This window comes from Niveispirillum lacus (genome assembly GCF_002251795.1).
GTDB classification, from domain to species: Bacteria; Pseudomonadota; Alphaproteobacteria; order Azospirillales; family Azospirillaceae; genus Niveispirillum; species Niveispirillum lacus.
The window spans coordinates 275,505-297,804 of the sequence record NZ_NOXU01000024.1; the positions used below are offsets into that span (position 1 = coordinate 275,505).

18 protein-coding genes and 1 pseudogene are annotated in these 22,300 nt (G+C 62.8%); 10 read left to right on the forward strand and 9 right to left on the reverse strand.

Going from position 1 to position 22,300, the window contains the following annotated elements; all coding sequences use genetic code 11:
- Nucleotides 1–96 precede the first annotated feature (96 nt).
- Genes CHU95_RS07010 through CHU95_RS07020 form a run of 3 tightly spaced genes read left to right on the forward strand, consistent with a single transcriptional unit; the run spans nt 97 to nt 4,947 of the window.
- On the forward strand, nt 97–1,098 hold the full coding sequence (locus CHU95_RS07010) for an HlyD family secretion protein (RefSeq protein WP_094455082.1): 1,002 nt from the start codon (nt 97–99) through the stop codon (nt 1,096–1,098).
- Nucleotides 1,085–3,814, forward strand: a complete 2,730-nt coding sequence (rbbA, locus tag CHU95_RS07015; protein WP_094455084.1) for a ribosome-associated ATPase/putative transporter RbbA — start codon at nt 1,085–1,087, stop codon at nt 3,812–3,814. The genes CHU95_RS07010 and rbbA overlap by 14 nt, the downstream gene beginning before the upstream one ends.
- Nucleotides 3,815–3,816: 2 nt before the next feature.
- Entirely contained in the window at nt 3,817–4,947 is a 1,131-nt protein-coding gene (locus CHU95_RS07020; protein ID WP_094455086.1) for an ABC transporter permease, read from the forward strand.
- Nucleotides 4,948–4,993: 46 nt separating this feature from the next.
- Here CHU95_RS07020 and ptsP read toward each other — a convergent pair whose 3' ends face one another.
- From ptsP to CHU95_RS07040, 4 genes are all read right to left on the reverse strand, one after another.
- Entirely contained in the window at nt 4,994–7,297 is a 2,304-nt protein-coding gene (gene ptsP / locus CHU95_RS07025) for a phosphoenolpyruvate--protein phosphotransferase (RefSeq protein WP_425435953.1), read from the reverse strand.
- A gap of 216 nt (nt 7,298–7,513) precedes the next feature.
- Nucleotides 7,514–8,485: an Hsp33 family molecular chaperone HslO gene (gene hslO / locus CHU95_RS07030; protein ID WP_094455088.1), complete on the reverse strand. Its 972-nt coding sequence runs from the start codon at nt 8,483–8,485 to the stop codon at nt 7,514–7,516.
- On the reverse strand, nt 8,482–9,396 hold the full coding sequence (gene argF, locus CHU95_RS07035; protein WP_094455090.1) for an ornithine carbamoyltransferase: 915 nt from the start codon (nt 9,394–9,396) through the stop codon (nt 8,482–8,484). The genes hslO and argF overlap by 4 nt, the downstream gene beginning before the upstream one ends.
- A complete protein-coding gene (locus tag CHU95_RS07040) occupies nt 9,393–10,565 on the reverse strand; it encodes an aspartate aminotransferase family protein (protein ID WP_094455092.1) in 1,173 nt (390 codons plus the stop codon). Before CHU95_RS07040 ends, argF begins: the two co-directional genes overlap by 4 nt.
- Before the next feature lie 252 nt (nt 10,566–10,817).
- Here CHU95_RS07040 and CHU95_RS07045 point away from each other — a divergent pair, with 252 nt between their 5' ends.
- The gene (locus CHU95_RS07045) at nt 10,818–11,234 is read left to right on the forward strand and encodes a bactofilin family protein (RefSeq protein WP_094455094.1); all 417 of its coding nucleotides are present in this window, start codon (nt 10,818–10,820) and stop codon (nt 11,232–11,234) included.
- A gap of 21 nt (nt 11,235–11,255) precedes the next feature.
- Here the strand turns inward: CHU95_RS07045 and CHU95_RS07050 are convergent, their stop codons facing one another.
- Nucleotides 11,256–12,266 carry a lipid A deacylase LpxR family protein gene (locus CHU95_RS07050; RefSeq protein WP_094455096.1) on the reverse strand — a complete coding sequence of 337 codons (1,011 nt, stop codon included), beginning with the start codon at nt 12,264–12,266 and terminating at the stop codon, nt 11,256–11,258.
- Nucleotides 12,267–12,338: 72 nt separating this feature from the next.
- Nucleotides 12,339–13,226 carry an alpha/beta fold hydrolase gene (locus CHU95_RS07055; protein WP_245837929.1) on the reverse strand — a complete coding sequence of 296 codons (888 nt, stop codon included), beginning with the start codon at nt 13,224–13,226 and terminating at the stop codon, nt 12,339–12,341.
- A gap of 178 nt (nt 13,227–13,404) precedes the next feature.
- Here CHU95_RS07055 and ggt point away from each other — a divergent pair, with 178 nt between their 5' ends.
- Nucleotides 13,405–15,186, forward strand: coding sequence for a gamma-glutamyltransferase (gene ggt, locus CHU95_RS07060; RefSeq protein WP_207762404.1), 1,782 nt, complete (start codon nt 13,405–13,407; stop codon nt 15,184–15,186).
- 36 nt (nt 15,187–15,222) lie between these two features.
- Here the strand turns inward: ggt and rlmN are convergent, their stop codons facing one another.
- Nucleotides 15,223–16,422 carry a dual-specificity RNA methyltransferase RlmN gene (gene rlmN, locus CHU95_RS07065; protein WP_094455098.1) on the reverse strand — a complete coding sequence of 400 codons (1,200 nt, stop codon included), beginning with the start codon at nt 16,420–16,422 and terminating at the stop codon, nt 15,223–15,225.
- A gap of 336 nt (nt 16,423–16,758) precedes the next feature.
- Here rlmN and CHU95_RS07070 point away from each other — a divergent pair, with 336 nt between their 5' ends.
- Together CHU95_RS07070 and CHU95_RS07075 are read left to right on the forward strand one after the other, a co-directional pair.
- Entirely contained in the window at nt 16,759–17,037 is a 279-nt protein-coding gene (locus CHU95_RS07070) for a hypothetical protein (RefSeq protein WP_133065460.1), read from the forward strand.
- A 33-nt stretch (nt 17,038–17,070) separates the two neighbouring features.
- The gene (locus tag CHU95_RS07075; protein ID WP_094455102.1) at nt 17,071–18,531 is read left to right on the forward strand and encodes a methyl-accepting chemotaxis protein; all 1,461 of its coding nucleotides are present in this window, start codon (nt 17,071–17,073) and stop codon (nt 18,529–18,531) included.
- Between the two features lie 154 nt (nt 18,532–18,685).
- On the opposite strand, the gene CHU95_RS07080 is transcribed toward CHU95_RS07075, so the two are convergent.
- Together CHU95_RS07080 and CHU95_RS07085 are read right to left on the reverse strand one after the other, a co-directional pair.
- The gene (locus CHU95_RS07080) at nt 18,686–19,552 is read right to left on the reverse strand and encodes a DUF4743 domain-containing protein (RefSeq protein ID WP_094455104.1); all 867 of its coding nucleotides are present in this window, start codon (nt 19,550–19,552) and stop codon (nt 18,686–18,688) included.
- The gene (locus CHU95_RS07085) at nt 19,552–20,835 is read right to left on the reverse strand and encodes a TCR/Tet family MFS transporter (protein ID WP_094455106.1); all 1,284 of its coding nucleotides are present in this window, start codon (nt 20,833–20,835) and stop codon (nt 19,552–19,554) included. The genes CHU95_RS07080 and CHU95_RS07085 overlap by 1 nt, the downstream gene beginning before the upstream one ends.
- Before the next feature lie 177 nt (nt 20,836–21,012).
- On the opposite strand from CHU95_RS07085, the gene CHU95_RS07090 reads away from it, so the two are divergent.
- The 3 genes and pseudogenes from CHU95_RS07090 to CHU95_RS22850 form a co-directional block, all read left to right on the forward strand.
- Nucleotides 21,013–21,204 (forward strand): twin transmembrane helix small protein, encoded by a 192-nt coding sequence (locus tag CHU95_RS07090; RefSeq protein WP_054168135.1) that lies wholly within the window; start codon nt 21,013–21,015, stop codon nt 21,202–21,204.
- Nucleotides 21,205–21,232: 28 nt separating this feature from the next.
- Nucleotides 21,233–21,823: a cob(I)yrinic acid a,c-diamide adenosyltransferase gene (locus tag CHU95_RS07095; RefSeq protein ID WP_094455108.1), complete on the forward strand. Its 591-nt coding sequence runs from the start codon at nt 21,233–21,235 to the stop codon at nt 21,821–21,823.
- Between the two features lie 298 nt (nt 21,824–22,121).
- Nucleotides 22,122–22,300, forward strand: a pseudogene (locus CHU95_RS22850) (electron transfer flavoprotein subunit beta/FixA family protein); the annotation flags it as partial.

Here is a 22,300-nt window from a genome sequence, read left to right on the forward strand (position 1 = left end):
ACGCCTTTCGCAGGTGCGGAATTGACATGCCGCAATGCCCATATCCTGTCCGCACGCTAGGGTGACCGCATCATCCGGCTGTTGCGGAGTGTTCCCATGCGTGCGCCACCCCTGATCGCCCTGCTGGCTGTGGCTGCCGTGGGGGGTGGTTTCGGCCTTTACTGGTGGAACGCACAAGCCGGACAGTTGCCGCAGGGACTGGCCCATGCCAATGGCCGGGTAGAGGTGGAACGCATCGACATTGCCACCAAGCTGCCTGGCCGTGTGCTGGAGATTGCCGTACGCGAGGGCGATGGGGTGGCGCGTGGGGCCGTGGTCGCGCGCCTGGACAAGGCCGAGTTGATGGCCCAGCGGGCCGCTGCAATGGCTGCCGTCCGCCGCGCCGAACAGGCGATCCTGCAGGCCGAGGCGCAGGTGGCGGTCCGGCAGGCTGAAGTCAGACTGTCGGGGGTGGAACTGAAACGCGGCATGGAACTGTCGCGTACCGGTACTATGCCGGCCAGCGAGGTGGACCGGCGCAAGGCGCAGAATGATGTCGCGTCCGCCACGCTGGAAGCGGCGCGGGCCAATGTCGGCGATGCCAAGGCCGCCTGGGAGGCCGCCAAGGCGCAACTGCTGTTGATCGACACCAACCTGGCGGAAACCGATCTGACCAGCCCCACAGCCGGCCGCATCGAATACCGGCTGGCCCATCCCGGCGAAGTGCTGGCCGCCGGCGGGCGGGTAGCCACCTTGCTGGACCTGTCGGATGTGTTCATGACCGTCTTTCTGCCAACGGGTCAGACAGGGCGGGTGGCGCATGGGTCGGATGCCCGCATTGTGCTGGACGCTGCGCCGGACTATGTGATCCCGGCCAAGGTCAGCTTTGTCGCGGCGGAGGCGCAGTTCACCCCCAAGGCGGTAGAAACGGCGGATGAACGCGAAAAGCTGATGTACCGGGTCAAGCTGTCCATTGATCCGGCGCTGCTGACCATTTATCGCGACTATGTGCGCGCCGGCCTGACGGGGCAGGCCTATGTCAAGCTGGACCCGGCGGTGGCCTGGCCGGATCGGCTGGCCACGAAACTACCAGCAGCGCCCGCCCATGCCGGCCACTGATCCCGCCATCACCCTGTCAGGCGTCCACCATGCCTATGGGGAAAAGCAGGCGCTGGCGGGGGTTGGCCTGACGATCCCGACAGGGGTGAGCGTCGCCATCATCGGGCCGGACGGGGTGGGCAAATCCACCCTGCTGGGCCTGATCGCCGGTGTACGGAAACTCCAGACGGGGAGGGTCTGGGTGCTGGGTGGGCAAATGGACGACGCGGGCCACCGGGACATTGTATCCCCGCGTATCGCCTATATGCCGCAGGGGCTGGGCCGCAACCTCTATCCAACCCTGTCTGTGACAGAAAATATCGACTTTTTCGGTCGCCTGTATGGGCAGACACCAACAGAGCGGGCGGCACGTATTGGTCGGTTGCTGAAAGCCACGGGCCTGGACCCGTTTCCAGACCGGGCAGCGGGCAAATTGTCCGGGGGCATGAAGCAAAAGCTGTCTTTGTGCTGCGCGTTGATCCATGACCCTGACCTGTTGATCCTGGATGAACCGACCACAGGTGTAGACCCGCTCTCCCGGCGACAATTCTGGACCCTGATCGATGCCATCCGTGCCGAGCGGCCCGGCATGACCCTTCTGGTTGCCACCGCCTATATGGACGAGGCAGCGCGCTTCGACCATCTGGTCGCCATGGACCAGGGTCGTATTCTGGCCGCCGGACCGCAGGATGCGATGCTGGCTCAAGCCGGGGCCGCCACCCCGGAACAGGCCTATGCGGTCCTGCAAGCCGGCGGCCGAACCCGCCCGACCCCGCTTACCATGCCGGATTTTGTCCACCGGGACGGGCCGGATGCCATCATGGCCGATGGGCTGACCCGTCGGTTCGGCGATTTCACGGCGGTTGACAAGGTCAGCTTCTGCATCCGGCGGGGTGAGATTTTCGGCTTCCTGGGATCGAACGGCTGCGGCAAGACCACCACCATGAAGATGCTGACGGGTCTGCTGCCCGCCACATCGGGCACGGCCACCCTGTTGGGCCAGCCCATCGGTAAAGCCGATCTGGAAACGCGGCTGCGCGTTGGCTACATGTCCCAAAGTTTTTCGCTGTACGAGGAATTATCCGTCCGCGCCAATCTGGAACTGCATGCGCGGCTGTACCGACTTGCGGCCGACCGCGTGGCCGCGGTCACAACGCAAGCCCTGGCCGATTTCGGGTTGTCAGAGGTGGCGGACGCCCTCCCCCCCGCGCTGCCACTGGGTATCCGGCAGCGGCTGCAACTGGCAGCGGCCTGCCTGCACAGGCCGGAAATCCTGATCCTGGATGAACCGACATCCGGGGTAGACCCCGGCGCCCGCGACCTGTTCTGGCGGTATCTGGGCGCGTTGTCGCGCCGTGATGGGGTGACGATCTTTGTCTCCACCCATTTCATGAATGAAGCAGAGCGGTGTGACCGTATTTCCCTGATGCATGCCGGCCGGGTGCTGGCCGTCGGCACACCGGCAGAGTTGCGCGACGGGCAGGGGGCGGCGACGCTGGAGGATGCGTTCGTCATGGTGCTGAAACAGGCCGGCGGTATCCGCGAGGAGCCGCCGCCTGCCGCCACGCTCGACCATAAACCGGCGACGCGCGATGCCAGAGGAGGCGTTTCCACGTCATTAGCCCGGATCTGGGCCTTTGCCCGGCGGGAGATGGTGGAGGTGCTGCGCGACCGTGTCCGCCTGACCTTTGCCCTTTTTGGACCGCTGATCCTGCTGCTGACCTTCGGTTATGGCATCACCTTCGACGTGGAGGCCCTGCCTTTTGCCGTCTATGATCAAGACCAGAGCCTGGAAAGCCGGCAGTTGGTGGAAAACCTGACCGGGTCGCGGTATTTCCAGGAACGTGCGCCGGTGACCAGCGACAGCGCCATCGAACATCGGTTAAAAACCGGCGAGCTGCGCCTGGTGATTTCCATCCCGCCCGCGTTCGGGCGTGACTTGATGCAGGGACGTCGGCCGGAACTGGCCGTCTATCTGGACGGGGCCATGCCGTTCCGGGCGGAAACGGCCCACGGTTATGTGCAGGGCATCGCCCTGGCCTATATCCAGGATCTGACACAGCGATCCCGCGCGCCCGACACGGCCGCCGTCACCGTCAGGATCGAACCCCGCTTCCGCTATAATCAGCCATTCCGCAGTGCGGCCGCGATCCTGCCCGGCGTGATCATGGTGCTGCTGATCATGATCCCGCCCATGCTAACCGCGATCGGTGTGGTGCGGGAGCGGGAGATCGGGTCCATCGCCAATCTCTACGCCTCGCCCGCCAGTGTCGGCGAGTTCCTGATCGGCAAGCAGGCACCCTATATCCTGATCGGATTTGCCAGTTTCCTGATCATGCTGATCGTGACCTGGCTGCTGTTTGCCGTGCCGGTGAAAGGGTCGCTGGCGGCATTGTGCCTGGGTGTGGTGCTCTATATCGTGGCCGGCACGGGACTGGGCCTGCTGATCTCTACCTTTGTGCGCACACAGGTGGCAGCCATCGCCCTGACGGCCATTCTCTGTACGGTGCCCGCCGTCAACTTCTCCGGCTTTCTGTATCCCGCCGCCACGCTGGAAGGCGGGGCGCGGCTGTTTGGCCTGTCCTTCCCCTCCTTGTGGTTTCAAACCATCAGTCTGGGCAGCTTCGCCAAGGCACGGGGCTTTGCCGCGTTCCATCTGGAATTCACCATGCTGGCCCTGTTCGCCCTGCTGTTTCTGGGCGCGGCCTGCCTGTTGCTGAACAAGCAGGAGGATTGAACATGCGGCACTGGTTGGCCACTGTCTGGTTCCTGGGCCGCAAGGAACTGTCCTCCCTGTTGGCGGACAAGGTGCTGCTGGCGTTGATCCTTTATAGTTTCACCCTGTCGGTTTACACGGTGGCGACCGGGGTGAAGACCGATGTCAGCCATGCCCGCGTCGCCCTGGTCGATGGTGACCGGTCAGCCCTGACACACCGCATCGGGGACGCCCTGCTCCCCCCCTATTTCCGCGCGCCCGACCGGTTGGACCGCAGTGACGTCGATGCCGCCATGGATCGCGGTGACTATACGTTCATCATTGACCTGCCCCCGCGGATGGAGGCGGACCTGCGCAGCGGCCATTCGCCCCTGGTGCAACTGAATATCGACGCTACCGCCATGACCCAGGCTGGGCTGGGAAGCGCCTATATCCAGCAGATCATCGCCCAGGAAGTGGCTGAAACCCTGGACCCACGGGCAAGCACAGTCACTCCCGTCGCCCTGGTGTCCCGCACCCTGTTCAACCCCAATCTGGAAGGCCTGTGGTTCCAGGCTGTGATGGCGGTGATCCAGTTCATCACCATCCTGTCCATTCTTCTGGTCGGTGCCGCCGTGATCCGGGAACGGGAGCATGGCACCATCGAGCATCTGCTGGTGATGCCCATCACGGCGTCGGAAATCGCCCTGGCCAAGATCTGGGCAAATGGTCTGGTGATCCTGGTGGCGTCGGGATTGTCGCTGGCCTTTGTTGTCGAAGGCTGGCTGGGTGTGCCCATCCAAGGGTCGTTGGGCCTGTTTCTGGCCGGGGTGGCGCTTTACCTGTTTGCCACCACATCGCTGGGCATTCTGCTGGCCACCGTTACCCGGTCCATGCCGCAATTCGCCCTGATCGCCATTCCAATCTTCATGGTGCTGAACATGCTGTCGGGGGCGACATCCCCCTTGGAAAGCATGCCGGATGCCTTGCGCACCTTGATCCAATTGTCGCCCACCATGCATTTTGTCCAGCTCGCCCAGGCCATCCTTTATCGCGGGGCCGGACTGGAGATTGTCTGGCCGCAGATGCTGGTGCTGGCCGGCCTGGGCGCGGGTTTCCTGGCGGTTGCCCTGCCACAGTTTCGCGCCATGCTGGCCCGTAGCGAAACCGGGTGACGGCTTCACGCCCGCCGGTCCCGGTCAGGGCAGGCGAGTGTGGGTCTCAGCCCAGCACTATCCCATGATCGGCGGCATAGGCCTTCAGATAGGGGCGCAGGCTGCGGACGGGCAGGTGGTACAGCCGGTCCATATAGGCCGATAAATCCCCCGCATGCAGGGTGCGCAACATGCTTTTCACCTCAAAAAAAGCGGGGGCGGACATGGAGAGGTGGCGAATGCCAACCCCCAGCAGGGCCATGGCATCCAGGGGTTTGCTGGCCATTTCCCCGCACAGCGACAGGGTCACCCCCGACTGCCCGCATTGTTCCACCAGCATCTTCAAGACCCGCAGCAAAGCCGGCGACAAAAGATCATAGCGGTTGTTCAGCATCGGGTTGCCCCGGTCGCTGGCAAACAGGTACTGCAACATATCGTTCGAGCCGACCGACATGAAATCGACCAGCGGCAGCAGGGCATCCAACTGAAACAGCAGGGCCGGCACCTCCATCATCACACCGACCTTCAGGTTGGCCGGCCCCGGATGGCCGCTCTCCTTGAGGCGCTTGACCTCCAGGTCCAGGATGCGGCGGGCCTGTATAAATTCCGCCACGGTGGCCACCATGGGGAACATGATCCGCACCTCGCGGCCCGCCCCGGCCATCAGCATGGCGCGGAGTTGTTTGCGCAGCATCGACGGGCGATCCAGGCCGATGCGGATCGCACGCCAGCCCAGCGCCGGGTTCTCTTCGCCCAGTTCCGGAAAATAGGGCAGGGTCTTGTCGCCGCCGACATCCAGGGTGCGGAAATTGACCGGCTTATCGCCGGCTTCCTCCAGCACCTTGCTGTAATTGTCGAACTGGGTTGCCACGTCGGGATAGGAAGGGCGGACCATAAAGGGGATTTCGGTGCGGTACAGCCCGACACCGTCCGCCCCGGTTGTTTTCAGATGCGGCAAGTCGATCAACAGGCCGCAATTCAACATCAAGGTCACATGCTGCCCGTCCAGGGTGACAGCGGGCAGGTCGCGCAGCCGGGCATATTCCGCCTGACGTCGCTGACGCGCGGCCAGGCTGGCCACAAAAACCGCCTGGATATCATCAGCGGGCCGGACGAAGACCTGACCATTGTCGCCATCGACAATCAGGAAATCCAATGGTTCAACCCGGCGCAAAATATCGGCGGCCTGCCCCACGACAGGGATATCCAGCGCGCGGGCCACAATGGCGACATGGCTGTAGGCCGACCCTTCCTCCAGCACCAGGGCCCGCAAGCGGCGGCGATCATAATCCAGCAGTTCCGCCGGCCCCAGATTGCGGGCCACCAGCACAAATTCATCGGGCAGGGTGCCACCCGTGGCTGCCACAGGCTTACCGGCCAGATGCTGCAACAACCGGTTGGTGATATCGTTCAGGTCCAGTAACCGGTCACGGATATAGGGGTCTGCCACCTGTGCCATGCGGGCGGAATTGTCATCCTGCACGCGCTGTACCGCCGCTTCCGCCGTCAGGCCCGACCGGATCGCCTCACGGATCCGGTTCAGCCAACCGCGGTCGGCGGCGACCATGCGGTAGGTCTGCATGATCTCGGCATGTTCACTGTCAGACTCGCCCACCGCGATCAGCATCTGATCAATGGCCGAATGCATGCTGGTCACAGCCTCTTTCAGGCGGGCCAGTTCGGTCTCCGGATCATCGGCCACCATCTGCCGGATGGTCAGTTGCGGCCGGTGCAGGACCGCCACGCCCATGCCCACGCCGCGGTTCAAGCTGGTGCCTTCAACGCGCGAGGGCAGCAGGACCAGATCATTGACCACCGACAATTCGCGGCTATCGACCAGTTCGCCGACGACCACCAGTTCTGCCACGATCATGGCGATGGTCTGCAGCGTCTCCACTTCCTGTTCATCATACTCGCGCCGGTCCTTGTGCTGGATGGCCAGCACACCGCGCACACGGCCCCCGCGCAGGATGGGCACGGCCAGGAAGCCGTTGAACGGGTCTTCCCCCGTTTCCGGACGATAAGCAAAATTCGGATGGCTGGGCGCATTGGCCAGCGCGATGGGGCGGGAATGGGCCGCGACATCGCCGATCAGCCCCTCGCCCACACGCATGCGGGTCTTATGAACGGCATCCGGGTTCAGGCCGATGGTGGCGAACAGTTCCAGGACCTCACCCGCACGCATGACATAGCAGGAGCAAACGTCCGCCGTCATTTCGTGGGCGATGGTCATCACGATCTTGTCGAGCCGACCTTGCGCCGACCCGCTGCCCGCCATGACGTCACGCAACCGCGCCAGCAGGCGCCGTGCGCCGGCTACGGGATCGGGGCTGCGCCCCACCTCCGGCAGGATCGCCGGGGTGCCGCTCATCATCGTCATGGCCTGACCAGTTCCATCCGCGAAGCACCAGGCCCGACCCCCAGGAAGGGCGGCCGGTCGGGTATCCCTACCACATGAAAGGCGGCATCACACGGATGGAATGGCGGTCAGCAACGGTTAAATCGGGCCTGGCAGGACGCGAAGCCGGATACCCGCATTCAGCAGCCTGGCTTGCGGCGCATGCGCGCCGTGACGGTTTATGCCGGGTCAGAACCCGGCATAAACCTCGTCCAGGTCGGTATCGGTGAAATTATAGGTAGCGTTGCAGAACTCGCAGCTCACCGCAACGACCCCATCAATGCGCATGTCATCCAGATCAGCCCGGTCGATGCTGCGCAGGGCACCTGTCACCCGTTCGCGCGAGCAGCGGCAACCGGGGCGCAGCTCCTTGCGTTCATAGATGCGCGGGCGTTCCTCGTGGAACAGGCGGTAGATCAGGTCGTTGACCGTTAGAGCCGGGTCCAGCAGCTCCTGCGCGGTCACCGTCTCCAGCAGGACGCCGGCGCGATGCCAATCCTCGTCCCGGACACCGGGTTGATGATCGGCAAAGGTGCCAGCATCTTCGGGCGGCAAGGCCTGCAACATGATGGCGCCTCCCACCCATCGGCCATCGGCGTCCTTGGACACAAAGCTTTTGATGCTGGCGGCCAACTGTTCGGACTGTCGGAAATAATGGCGCACAGCATCGGCCAGCGTGGCCCCACGCAGTTCCACGATCCCCTGATAACGTTCGGTATGTTCACCCTGATCGACGGTGAAGGCGACATAACCAGCCCCCAGCAGCGCGCCCAGGTCGGGACGGAACCCCTTGTGTCGACGTTGTTCGGCAAGACGGTCGGCATCAAACCGCGCATACCCGCGAAGATCGCCAACCGAGGTCACGTCCGACACTGTGTAGGCGACCGGGCCGTCGCCCTTGGTCTGCAGCGTGAAGATACCGTCATATTTCAGGGACGAGGCGAGGGTAGCAGCCAGCAGAATGGTATCAGCCAGCAGGGGGGCCAGTTCGTCCGGGTACTTATGCCGGCTGATAATCTCATCCAGAGCCGGGCCCAGCCGGATCAGCCGCCCCCGGAAGGAGCTGCTGTCCAGCTGGAACGGCTGGCAGATATCGAATTCGGCCGTCACGTCATTGGTATCGTGGCGGGGATGGCCCGCCACGGGGGGGAGGGAATTCATCGGTTCAGGCACCAGGTCAAAATGCCCTTCTGGGCGTGCATACGGTTCTCTGCCTCATCCCACACGGCCGATTGCGGACCATCGATGACGCTGGACGTCACCTCCTCCTCGCGGTGGGCGGGCAGACAATGCATGAATATGGCGTCTTTTTTCGCCAGACCCATGATCCGATCGTTTACCTGATATGGTTTCAGCAGATTATGGCGGCGATGGGCATCCTTATTATGCATCGAGACCCAGGTGTCGGTGACCAGGGCATCCGCCCCCGCCGCCGCCTCTTCCACGCTGCGATGCACGCTGACGCGGCCCTTTTTGGCCTTGATCCAATCCATTGTCTGGTAGGAGGGCGACAATTCCGGCGGGCAGGCGATGCGGAGTTCGAAATCAAACGCCACGGCCGCGTGAATGAAGCTTTCGCAGACATTGTTGGCATCGCCGGTCCAGCAGAAGACGGCATCCTTGATCGGACCCTTGCGTTCTTCATAGGTCAGGATGTCGGCCATGATCTGGACTGGATGCGAACTGTCGGTGAGGCCATTGATGACGGGGACGGTCGCCGCCTCCGCCATCTCCTGCAGCTTCGCCTCATGGTCGGTCCGCAGCATGATGATATCGACATAGCGCGACAGGACACGCGCCGTATCGCCAATGGTCTCACCATGACCAAGCTGGATTTCCTTGCCGGTCAGGCAAATGACCTCGCCGCCGAGCTGGCGCATGCCCACCTCGAACGACACACGGGTGCGCGTACTGGGTTTTTCAAAGATCAGGGCGAGGGTCTTGCCCAGCAGGGGGCGCTCCGCCCCCTGTCCACGTTTCATAAAGGCCGCGCGGGACAGCATCTCGCGCAACTCGTCAATGGAATGGTTATGGATATCCAGGAAATGGCGGGGGGATGTCGGCAGGGTCATTGCGCCAGCTCCTGGCAGGTCTTGTCGATGATCGAGACGGCTTCGGCGATCTCCACGTCACCGATCGTCAGCGGCGGCAGGATACGGATGACATTTTCCGCCGCCGGAACGGTCAGCAGACCGTTCTCACGCAGGCGGGTGACCACCTCACCATTGGGCTTCACGCATTTCAGGCCCAGCATCAGACCCTTGCCGCGCGCATCGGCCAGGACAGTCGGATATGTGGCAACCAAGGTTTCCAACGCAGCCTTCAGCTTGGCACCCGTCGCGGTCACCTGATCCAGAAAGCCCGGCGCAGTAATGACATCCAGAACGGCATTGGCCACCGCCATGGCGAGCGGGTTGCCGCCAAAGGTCGATCCGTGGGTGCCCGGCACCATGCCCTTGGCCGCTTTCTCGCTGACCAGGCACGCACCGACCGGGAAACCGCCGCCGATACCCTTGGCGATGGGCATGACATCCGGGGTGACACCGGCCCATTCATGGGCAAACAGCTTGCCGGTACGGCCCACACCCGTTTGGATCTCGTCAAACACCAGCAGCAGACCAAATTCATCCGCCGTGTCACGCAGCGCCTTCAGGTAGTCGTCGCTCCCGACGACAATGCCACCCTCGCCCAGGATCGGTTCCACCACGATGGCGGCCGTCTGCGGTGTGATGGCAGCGCGCAGTTCGTTCATATTGCCGAACGGCACCTGATCGAACGCGTCTAGCAGGGGGCCGAATCCGCCCACCATCTTTTCCGACTTGGCGGCGGCAATGGCGGTGGTGGATCGGCCATGGAAGGCCCCGCCGACCACGATGAAGCGGGTTTTTTCGGGGTGACCGGTATCATGCTGGTATTTGCGTACCGTCTTGACCGCGCATTCAAACGCCTCCACGCCGGAATTGGTGAAGAACATCGTGTCCGCAAAAGTCAGGTCACACAGCCGCTTGGCCAATTGTTCCTGGCCCGCGACCCGGAACAGGTTGGACGTGTGCCACAGCTTGCCCGCCTGCTCGGTCAGCTTTTCCACCAGATAGGGGTGCGCATGACCTAAGGCGTTCACCGCGATGCCGGCGGTGAAATCCAGGAATCGTCGGCCTGTCGTGTCCCAGATATGGGCGCCTTCACCCCGGTCGAACACAATGTCGATGCGGGAATAGGTGGGCATCACAACAGGGATCACGGCTGCACTCCATGGAGCCATCGTCCAAAACGCCACAAACCCAATGTCCGGGCGCCGGAACCGGGGACTATTGGCCCCAAGGATGCCCCTGTCAACGCACCCCCATGCATCCCTCACGTGACATGGGCAAGAAGCGTTGCGGATTTAACCCTTTCAGCTTATGAATGAAACCGAAATGACGGCCCGTTTCCTCATGGTCTGTCGCAATAATGCCGACCGTCTCCCGGTCCCTCTGGCGGAGTTGTTCAACCGATGCCCAACGATATCCTGGACCCGCGCAGTTTCCAGCGTCCCGGCCTGCATGGTATTGCCGAAGCGGCGGTTGAAAGCGGGCCCTCCACCGGGGGCATCACCACCATCTCCGCCGAAGCCCGCATCGAAGGGGCGAAGATTTCCCACTGCCACACGTTACATGTGGCCGGTCGGCTGGTTGATGTCACCCTGAACGAGATCAAGATCCTGGAAATCGCCGAGGGCGGCCATTTTGAGGGTGTGGCCAAGGTCGAGCAGATGCGCGTCAATGGTCGCGCCACCGGCACCTTGGAGATCACCGGCATCCTGTCCGTCGGGGAAACCGGCCAGGTGGACGGTACCATCCGGTATGGTCGCATCAATATCGCCGATGGCGGCAGTGTGACCGGGTCGTTGCAGACGGGCAAGACGCCGTAAACGGCGCCTGCCCTCTGGCTGTCAAAACTGCCAGGTTACGGCGACAGCGCCATATTCATCGCCTTCCGGCTGTCCGCTGAATTCACGGGTCCGGAAGACATGGGTATAGGTGACACGGGCATCATAGATGTTCAGCGCCACACCGGCCTGCACATCGGCGACCCATACCTTGCGGTCCACCGACCGGCTGTCGCGGAAGCTGTTGCCATCCAGAAAGATGTTGCGGGCCACAGCCCGGCCGGAAAAGCCCAGGAACCAGTAGAAGCCCACGGGATGGCGGGCATCGGGTTCAAAGAAGCCGCTGCCGGGCAGGGAGGGCTGGATACGTGCTGGCCCGAAATCGGCAGGCAACTGCCATCCGGCGCGCAGCATGAAGCCGGCATCGGCATAGGTGGCAACATTGCCCACCGCCCCACCGACATGGGGCATGATGTCGATGCCAAAGCCGGTGGTTTCCACCAGATCATAGCGCCAACTGCGCTGATAAGTGATGACGATGCCCGGCTCATTATGCAGTTGCGTGTCCCAGCCCAGGGGTTTGGGCGCATCGGTCAGGCGGTGGACGATCTTCTGCGCCGGTTCGGCCAGCGATGCCGGGCCCACGATCCCCAGTGTCAATTGCAGCTGGTCCATGCGCCGGTTCGTCTCATTGATCAGCCCGGCCGACCCATGCAACCAGCCGGCATAGGGCCGTTCGTTGAGGGGCGGGTCACGGGTTTCAATATCGCTGGGGGTATACATGTTCTGGCCCAGCGAAAAGACGGCCCGCACATGCCCATCCTGGGCAAAGAATGGCACCCAGCGCGCCCAGCGCCGGGTCCAGTCCGGCACCTCATCCCGCGCCGTGGTCCAGACCGCCTGCACACCGTTGGTGTAATGCCGGTCCAGATTATAGAATAGGTCGTTCTCCAGGATCAGGGTAAGCGTCCCCGTCTCCGCCCCCGCCGTTGGCCCGGTAATTTCCGCCCGTCCCGGCCCGGTCAGGGCCAGGCCGGCCAACAGCGACAGGAAATAGATGCGGGCGCGTGACATGAGGGGTTTGAGCGTTGTTCAAGTGTGGTTAACGGAAATGGACCTCCGTTGCCCGCCCCGCAGTGACGCCCCTCACACCGGCGCGTTTATGGGCATGGCCGCACCCGACACCGCCTCGCCCACCCCCATGAATTGGCGGATCAGGGCAAAGGTGCCGTCGGGGTCGTCCCGGAAGGTGCCGTGCCCACAATGCGGGAAGCGGTGCAACTGGCTGGTTTCCTTGGGCAGCAGGCCGATAATCTCTTCTGAACATTCCCAGGGCGTGATCGGGTCCTGATCCCCGCACAGGACCAGCACCGGGCTGGCGGCACGGCCCAGGCTGTCACGAAAATCCATGCCCCACATTTCCCCGCCGGGGCCGGAAAAATGTTCCAGAACCTCGGGCCGCATGATCGACCGCGCACGACCCGGCCCGTCCATGGGTGCCTTGACCGTATAATAGGGCATGACCTGGGCCGCATAGGGCAGGACCTTGTCGGCCTTGATATCAGACCAGAAGTCAGCCGCTGCCTGACCGATGGCAGGCCCGCCGCGCCGGGCAAACGCCTTGACGATCAGGTCCAACTGCATCCGCGCTGCGGTGGAAGACAGGATGATGCCCGCAGCATGGCCCGGATGGCGGCGCATATATTCCATGGCAACAAAACCACCGAAGCTGTTGCCCAGCACGAACGGTTTCTCGATGCCCAAGGCGTCGCAGAACCCCTTCACATCATCGGCCCAGTGGGCCAGCGTCCAGGTGGCAGGGTCATTGCCGCCGCTGCGCCCCTGACCCCGATGATCGAGATAGATCACCTGGGCATCGGCCGACAGGCCGCTGAAGGCCGGCTTGAAACTGGCATGGTCGAACCCCGGTCCGCCATGCAGCAACAGCAAGGTCGGCTTCTTGCGCAGGGACCCGCCGTCGGGCACCAGTTCCGCCCCTTCCACATCGAAATACAGCGGCACACCATTGACCATTACCCGCACGATCACATCTCCCGGCTGAAGCATTTGGCGCAGGCTGGCACGGGGCATAGGCCGGCGGCAAGGGTTGCCGGCGAGGTATGGCGGACGTAAAAGCAAGGTTGCTGGGAAACCAGCGCATAAGGCGACAGGGCGAAGGCCCGCAATCCAGGCACAGGAAGGCAATCGGACAATGAAGCAATGGACAAGGCGCGGATGGGCCGCGCTGCTGCTGGGGGCGCTGTGTGTCATGCCGATCATCACGGACACCGCCGTCGCTGCTGATTATGTCGACGGCGCGCAAGCCGGCCGTGGCGACCGTCTGGTGGGAGCGAATTTCGCAGGCCGGTCAGAAATCATTGCGAAGAACGGCGCGGCGGCCACGTCGCAGCCGCTGGCGACCCAGGTGGCCATCTCGATCTTGCAGCAAGGTGGCAGTGCCGTGGATGCTGCCATCGCCGCCAATGCCGCCCTGGGCCTGATGGAACCGACGGGCAGTGGCGTGGGCGGCGACCTGTTCGCCTTGATCTGGGACCCCAAGCAGAACAAGGTCGTCGGCTTAAACGCGTCGGGCCGCGCACCGAAGGGGCAGAGCCTGGAGGCGTTGGTGAAGCGTCTGGGGCCGGGCAAGATGATCCCGTCACACGGATCACTGTCGGTCACCGTCCCCGGTGCGGTGGCCGGGTGGTTCGAGATGCACCAGAAATATGGCAAACTGCCGATGGATAAGGTTCTGGCCCCGGCCATCGCCTATGCCAATGACGGTTTCCCCCTGTCCCCCTTCATTGCCAAGGGTTGGGCGGCCAATTTCAAGCGCTTCGACCAGATGGGCAGCGTCATTGAGGAACTGGACAACGCCAAGAAGACCTTTCTGATCGACGGCAAGCCACCGGTGGCCGGTCAGATCTTCCGCAATCCTGACCTCGCCAACACCTTGACCCTTTTGGCCAGGGGCGGACAGGACGCCTTTTACAAAGGACCGGTCGCCAAAACCATCGACGCCTATATGAAGCGTATCGGCGGCCCCCTGCGCTACGAGGATTTCGCGGATTTCAAAGCGGAATGGGTGGAACCCATCTCCACCAATTATCGCGGCTATGATGTCTGGCAGATCCCGCCCAATGGCCAGGGACTGGCCACACTCCAGATGCTGAACATCCTGGAAGGCTATGATCTGAAGGCCATTGGCCATAACAGCGCGGATTTTATTCATGTCTCGGTGGAGGCCAAGAAGCTGGCCTTTGCCGACCGCGCGCGCTGGTATGCCGATCAGGAGTTTGTGAAGCTGCCGATCAGCACCCTGATCTCCAAAGACTATGCCACCAAGCGCCGGGCCCAGATCGACATGACGAAGGCTGGTGCGCCAGAGACCGGCATCATGCCGGAAAGCCATGACACGATCTTCCTGTCCACCGCCGACAAGGATGGTCTGATGGTGGCGCTGATCCAGTCCAACTATCGCGGTATGGGGTCCGGTCTGGTGCCTGACGGTCTGGGTTTCATGCTCCAGGATCGCGGCGAACAGTTCGCGCTGGACCCGAAGCACCCGAACGTCTATGCGCCGGGCAAGCGCCCCTTCCACACCATCATCCCGGGTTTTGTGACCAAGGATAACAAGCCCTTTGCCGCCTATGGCGTCATGGGCGGGGGCATGCAGCCGCAGGGCCATACCCAGGTCCTGGTCAACATGATCGATTTCGGCATGAATGTGCAGGAAGCTGGCGACGCCGCTCGCTGGCAGCATGAAGGATCACCGGAGCCGACCGGTGAAGCCGGTGAGGGTGTCGGCACCCTCTATGTCGAACAGGGGGTTGCCCCCGCGGTGATCGAAGAGCTGAGGAAGCGCGGCCACAAGGTCGAGGTGAAGCCCGGACTGCACTATGGCAGCTATGAAGCCATCGTCCGCGACCATGTGAACGGCGTGTACCGCGCCGGCACGGAAATGCGGGTGGACGGCCACGCGGCCGGGTATTGATGCGAAAAGGGGGGCCGGTATCGGCCCCCCACATGATCACAGGGCCAATGCCGCTTCCTTGGCCGCGATCTGGGCCGCATATTCGGCGGCCAGGATCTTATGCTGTTCCAACTGGGCCGCGCGCTGGGTGGCGCTGGGCCGCTGGCTCTCGCTTTTCAACTGGCCACAGGCAGCCAGGATGTCATCCCCACGCGGACGGCGGATGGGGCTGGCATAACCAGCCTCATTCACATAATCGCTGAACTTTTCGATCTGGTCCCAATCGCTGCGTTCAAACGGGGAACCCGGCCAGGGATTGAACGGGATCAGGTTGATCTTGGAGGGAATGCCGCGGATCAGACGCACCAGTTCGCGCGCGTCGGCCATGCTGTCATTGACACCTTTCAGCATGACATATTCCCAGGTGCAGCGCCGGGCATTGTTCAGGCCCGGGTAATTGCGCACCGCATCCATCAATTCCTTGATCGGGTATTTGCGGTTGATCGGTACGATCCGGTCGCGCAGCTCGTCATTCACGGCATGCAGCGACACGGCCAGATTGACGCCCAGTTCCTCGCCCGCCCGCTTCATCATGGGCACGACACCGCTGGTCGACAGGGTGATACGCCGCTTGGAGATGGAGATGCCTTCCCCATCCATGATGATCTTCAGGGCCTTGGCGACATTGTCGTAATTATACAGCGGCTCGCCCATGCCCATCATCACGATGTTGGACAGCATGCGGCCATCCGGCGGGCTGGGCCATTCGTCCAGATGGTCGCGGGCCAGCATGACCTGTCCTACAATCTCATCCGCCGTCAGGTTGCGCACCAGACGCTGTGTGCCTGTGTGGCAGAAGCGGCAGGTGAGGGTGCAACCCACCTGCGACGACACACACAGGGTACCGCGATCTTCCTCGGGGATATGGACGGCCTCTACCTCTTGTCCGTCATGCATGCGGCACAGCCATTTGCGGGTGCCATCGACGGATTTCAGGTCCTTCACCGGGGTCGGCCGGTTAACCACAAAATGGTCGGCCATCTTTTCGCGTGCCGGTTTGGCCAGTGTCGACATCAGCGCGAAGTCGGTGACCCCGCGATGATAGATCCAATGCCAGACCTGACGCGCGCGGAATTTCTCGAATCCGGCGTCGATCAGCGTGCTTTCCAGCTCTTCGCGGGAAAGGCCGACAAGATTGATCCGACCGTCGGTACGGGCCGCCGGCGCGAAAGTGCTGCTGTGATTTTCGATGCCCATGATCGGCTGTAGATGACGCAAGCCGTGGACGCTGACAAGGGGGCTTGCCGCCAGGGGTGGCTTGCAGGGCGCGCAAGGAGGCGGCAAGCCGGTTTCCAGCCCCGTCTCACCCTTCGCTCTATACCTTTCGGCTTAAGGGTAGGTCATAAGTCGAGGACTGAAAGTATAACTAACAAAAATATTCAGATGGCGAATACGACCTATGCGTAGAGTCATATAGAAAGATGCGCTGACAGCAACAGTTTATGACACCCTATGCCAACGGGCCCTGCTTCGTTGGGCCCCATCGTGGTTTACATACATATGTTTTCCCGGCACACTTTTGCGGTTGTTTCAGTGTCGATGCTCCTGCTGCTGGCGCCTCTTTTGGTAGTGGCGTCGGCGGTTCCGGTGACGGGCGCCACCTTGGCGGTGCTGCTACCGCCCTGGATGGACCGGAATGCACAATTGACAGCCCTGACCCTGACCGGTGTGGAACTGCGCGATGCCCGCCTGCTGGGGGGAACCGGTCCGCAGGTCTGGCTGGTCCAGGTCCCGGACGCAGACAGTGGGCGCCGTTTGGCGCGGCTGCCGGCTCTGCTGATCTCCGGCACCCTGGTCAATTGTGGAGCTTGAGGAACGGTTTCCAAGGGAAGAAAGGCTCGTCCCATGTCACCCATTGAACGCATCCGATCCGCAGCCCTGCTCCTGTTCATGGCCTTTCTCTGGATCTGCGTACCGCTGACGCTGGTCTCACTGATCCGGGGTGAAATCGGCTGGGTCATGCCGCTGGTGCTGTCGATCCTGATTGCGGGTATCGGCACCGGCGCCTATGTCACCCGCATGGCGCGACCGGCGATGGATTATCTGATCGCCGTCCTGTCCATCGGGCAGGTATCGGTGGTGGTCGCCGCCTCGGCCGGACCGTGGCAGATCGACAGCCATTTCCTGTATTTCGCCGTGCTGGCCATGCTGACGGTGTTCTGTAACTGGCGGGTCATTCTGGTGGCTGCGGGTGCCACAGCCGTGCATCATCTGACCTTGTCCTTTCTGCTGCCATCGCTGGTCTTCCCGGATGGTCAAGGCAGTCTGCTGCGGGTCATCGTGCATGCGGCTGTGGTCATTGCGGAAACGGGTGTTCTGCTCTGGCTGTCGCACAGTTTGGAACAATCCTTCCATTACAGCGACCAGGCCAGGGCCAGGGCCGAACAGTCCGCCAAGGAGACGGAGCGTCTGCGGGACGAGCAGTTGAAGGCCGTTGAGGCGCAGCGGCTGGAACGCCTGGCCTTGCGCAAGGCGCTTGCCGACCGGTTTGTGGTGGATGTGGAAAGCATGACCCGTCGCCTGGACGGGGCGGTGCGGACGTTGAAGGAAGAGGCGGACCTGCTGGACCGGTCCGTCGCCAGCACCGGTGCAATGACCAAGGAAGCCCGCGCCGAAGCGGAGGAAGCCACCGGCCATGCCGCCACTGTCGCCGCCGCTGTGGAAGAAATGGCCGCCAGCATTGCTGAAGTGTCCCGTACTGCCAGCGGTGCCGCCAGCCAGGCGCGCAGCACAGCCGGAGAAGTGGTCCGGGTGCGTGAGCGGGTCGCCGAGCTGTCGGAAACCGCCACGCGCATCGGCAATGTGGTGCAGTTGATTGCCGATATTGCCGGCCAGACCAACCTTCTGGCGCTCAACGCCACCATTGAGGCGGCGCGGGCCGGCGAGGCCGGCAAAGGCTTTGCCGTGGTGGCATCGGAGGTGAAAAGCCTGGCCACCCAGACGGGAAGGGCCACCGAGGATATCAGCCGCCAGGTGGCCGAAATCCAGGCTGCCACCCGCGCCGCCGTGGAGGCGATCGCCAGTGTGGCCGATGCCGTGACGGCACTGGACAGCGGTGCCGGCGAAATCTCCGACGCGGTGCAGCAGCAGGAAGCGACGGTGATGGAAATCAGCCGGTCGATCCAGACCGTGTCAACGCGCACCGCCTCGCTGGGGTCTGTCGTGGCGCGGATGGCTGATATGACGGGCGGCATCGCCGATGCCGTCGGCAAGACCAATGAGACGGCGGAAGATGCCGAACGTCTGTCCACTGACATGAACCAGCGGCTGGACGGTTTCATCAAGGAACTGCGCGACGCGTCCTGACCCGGCAGAGGGTGCGGGTGGCCACCCTCTCCACTGCGCCGACGGCTGCGGAACAAGACGCCTGGAGCGGTTTCAGGTCACCGGAAACCGCTCCAGGTCTTTGTTAAGTCGGATCGGTGACGCCACATAGCCTTCCACCAGAAGCGGTCATCCCCTAACGCCGCAACCCCCGGCACAAATCCAGATAGTCCGGATGGTCCGGGGTCAACCAGCCATGCCGGATCAGGAAATCGATCACGGTCAGGTTGACATTGAACTTCCAGTCGTTGGTGTCGTGCACGCTTTCCGCCACGCGGGACAGCGGCCAAAGCTCAAATCGTTCGACCTCGCCGTCGGTATTGCGGGGCACAAAATCGGCGGGCAGTTCCAGATCATACAGGAACAGGATATCGGGTTTCAGGCCCTTATCCTGTTCCATCAGATAGCTGATGGTTCCCACAGGCACGGCCTTCCGCACCATGGCCGCCGGCAGGCCCGCCTCTTCCCAGGCTTCCTTGACAAGATTGTCGGCCAGGCTCAACCCGGCCGGCTGTCCGCCCGCCACCAGATTGTCATACTGGCCAGGGGCCACACCGCGGTCCAGGGCGCGCTTGCCCACCCACAGATGAAGGCCATCCGGCTTCCGCACGAAACCGTTGACGTGCAGCCCATAGGCCGTGACCCCGAAAAACGGGATGGCAGCACGGTCCAGCTCCATCAGGGCGGGACGGCCCCAGCCGTCGGAGACCGTGTACATTTCCCGCCGCAGTTTCGGGATGGTGCCCTCCGCCACCAGACGGTCCAAGGCGGCAGCAACCGCGCGGGTGCGTGACGGCGCATCGGTCAGGCCGGGATGCAGGCTGATTCCGCCTGCATCAGGCATGAAGGGCAGGCCCAGGGCCAGCAGCCGCTCCATGAACCCAATCCGCACCTGTCCCACCGTGACGCCGGCGATGGCGAAGGGCCGGAAGCCCGACAGGTCGTGGCGATTACAGGACCGGACATGACGCAGGAAGCCGGGCGTCAGCGCAGGGTTAACCATCAAGCGGCCTCCGTCACCGGTTCAGATTGTTTGGGCGTCGGTACCCGCCGCATGGCCCAGGCTGCGACCAGCCCCGACAGGACCAGCATGACGGCCCCGAAATAGAAGGGCATGCCGGGAATGGCGATGGTCGCCCCCGCTGCGGTGAAATTCTCATATAGCTCGGCCCCGATCAGGGGGGCCAGAATGAATGTCAGACTCTGCATGCTGGCAAAGGCTCCCTGCACCGAACCTTGTTCATCGGCCCCCACGCTGCGCGACACGATGCTTTGAATGGCCGGCGAACTCATGCCGCTCATGGCATGAACAGGAATGAAGGCCGCAAAGGCCGTGGACGACCCGGCCGCCCCATAGCCGGCATAGGCCGTCGCTTCCAGCCCGATGCCCAGCAGCGCCGTGCGCGGTTCACCCAGTTTCTTCACAATCCTGTCGATCAACACACCCTGCACCAGCACTGTGGTCAGACCGACAGCAGCCAGTGACAGGCCGTTATCCAGTTCAGTCCATCCGAACCGCTTGGTAGTGTAGAGCACCCAGACCATCTGCATCACGCCCATGGCCAGCACCATACAGGCCCGCGACAATGCCAGACCCAAAACGGCGGGATGCAGGGCCAGTGCGCGCAGCGACCCGATGGGATTGGCCCGTGCCCAGCGGAACGGGCGGCGGTTGGCGGGATGAAGCGACTCGGGCAGGACCATCAGGCCGTAGAAAAAGTTCAAGGCAGCCAGTCCGGCGGCGACCATGAAGGGCAGGCGCAGGTCCACCTCTGCCAGAAGCCCGCCCAGGGCCGGGCCGGTGATGAAGCCAATGCCAAAGGCAGCTCCCATTTTGCCGAAATTCCTGGCCCGGTCCTGCGGCCCACTGATATCAGCGATATAGGCATTGGCCGCCGTGATATTGGCCGCCGTCAATCCCGCCGCCATACGCCCGACCAGCAGCCAGATCAGGCCCGGTGCCAAGGCCATGAAAAGCTGGTCGATGGCCATGCCGGCGATAGAGGCCAGAATGATGGGGCGCCGGCCAAACCGATCCGACAGCGCCCCCAGCACAGGGGCGAAAAGGAACTGCATGATGGAAAAGGCAGCAATCATGGCACCCATCCACCAGGCCGCCGACGCCTCGCTCGCGGCAAACTGGCTGACCAAAGCCGGCATGACCGGGATCGTCAGGCTGAAGGTCAGCACATCCAACAGGACGGTGACCATGATGAAGGGGATGCCGGCCTGACGGGGGGAAGACAAGGACATGGCTCTTCTGGCTGCGGTGCCGTTGCTTCTCATAGCAGAAACGGGGAATGATACCAATCAGGCGGGGATTGACCCTGTTCCGTTCGTCGGTTGGGGCGCGGATACGGCTGAGCGGCGTCTGAGGGCGATTGCCTCTGCGGTCCCCGCCTGCTGCGATTTGTCCCGGATTGCCCCTGGGCGGCGGGGCCAAGCCGCGCTATATGAGGTGGCATGAGCGGCTTTATGATCTTCCTCATGGTTCTGGCCATGATCGCCACGCTGGCTGTGCTGGTGATCGGGCTGTTTGCCATGGCGCGTGGTGGCGAATTCAACGCCAAATACGGCAACAAGCTGATGTGGTGGCGCATCCGCCTGCAGGTGGCGGCTGTCGTGCTGTTCGCCCTGGCCTTCATGGCCTCCTGACCCTTTCTCAGACAGAGCAGGTAACGCCATGGTCCGCCTGACCCGTATCTATACCCGTGGCGGCGACAAGGGACAGACATCGCTGGGCGATGGCTCCCGTGTGCCCAAACATGCGTTGCGGGTGGCTGCCTATGGCACCGTGGATGAGGCCAATGCCATCCTGGGGTTGGCCCGGCTCCAGACCGGCGCCGAAAAGGATGACCCGGTGCTGGCCGATGCCGACGCCATGCTGGCCCGCATCCAGAACGACCTTTTCGATCTGGGTGCCGATCTCTGCACGCCCGAGATGGAGAATCCACCCTATCCGCCGCTGCGCATTGTTGATCTCCAGGTGGATCGGCTGGAAGCGGAGATCGACCGCATGAATGCGGAACTGGCACCGCTGAACAGTTTCATTTTACCGGGCGGCCGCCCCGCCGCCGCCTATCTGCATCAGGCCCGCACCGTGGCCCGCCGGGCCGAGCGGGAAATGACAGAACTGGCCCTGACCGAGGCGGTGGGGGCCCCCGCCCTGAAATATATCAACCGCCTGTCGGATCATCTGTTTGTTCTTGGCCGCTGGGTCAATGACAAGGGCGCGGCGGATGTGTTGTGGGTGCCGGGTCTGACGCGGGGATAAACCCGCACAGGCCCCGATAAAACCCGCTTGAAATCTACAATACGCTTGCTATCTTCCCATTACGTAAAGGGAAGATTCGGGCTTGGGAAATCCGCGCACTGGTAACGAAATTGCGTTTCTACGTTACCGGGCGCACACTATTGACATGTGCAATGCAGCAATCCTAAGGTCCGAGCCCGATTGTGGGGCTGGACGGCAGGCGTTGATTGCCCAATCTTAGGCCCAGGTAAACCGGCTGAACGCCAGGGTAAACGGGCGGGGAAAATCCACCGCCGGCTATGATGCGAGGGGATCGCCAATGAAAGTCCTAGTCGCCGTAAAGCGTGTTGTTGACTACAACGTCAAGATCCGCGTGAAGCCCGACGAGAGCGGTGTCGAGCTTGCGAATGTGAAGATGTCGATGAACCCGTTTGACGAGATCGCGGTTGAAGAGGCCGTTCGGTTGAAGGAAGCGGGCAAGGCGACGGAGATCGTGGT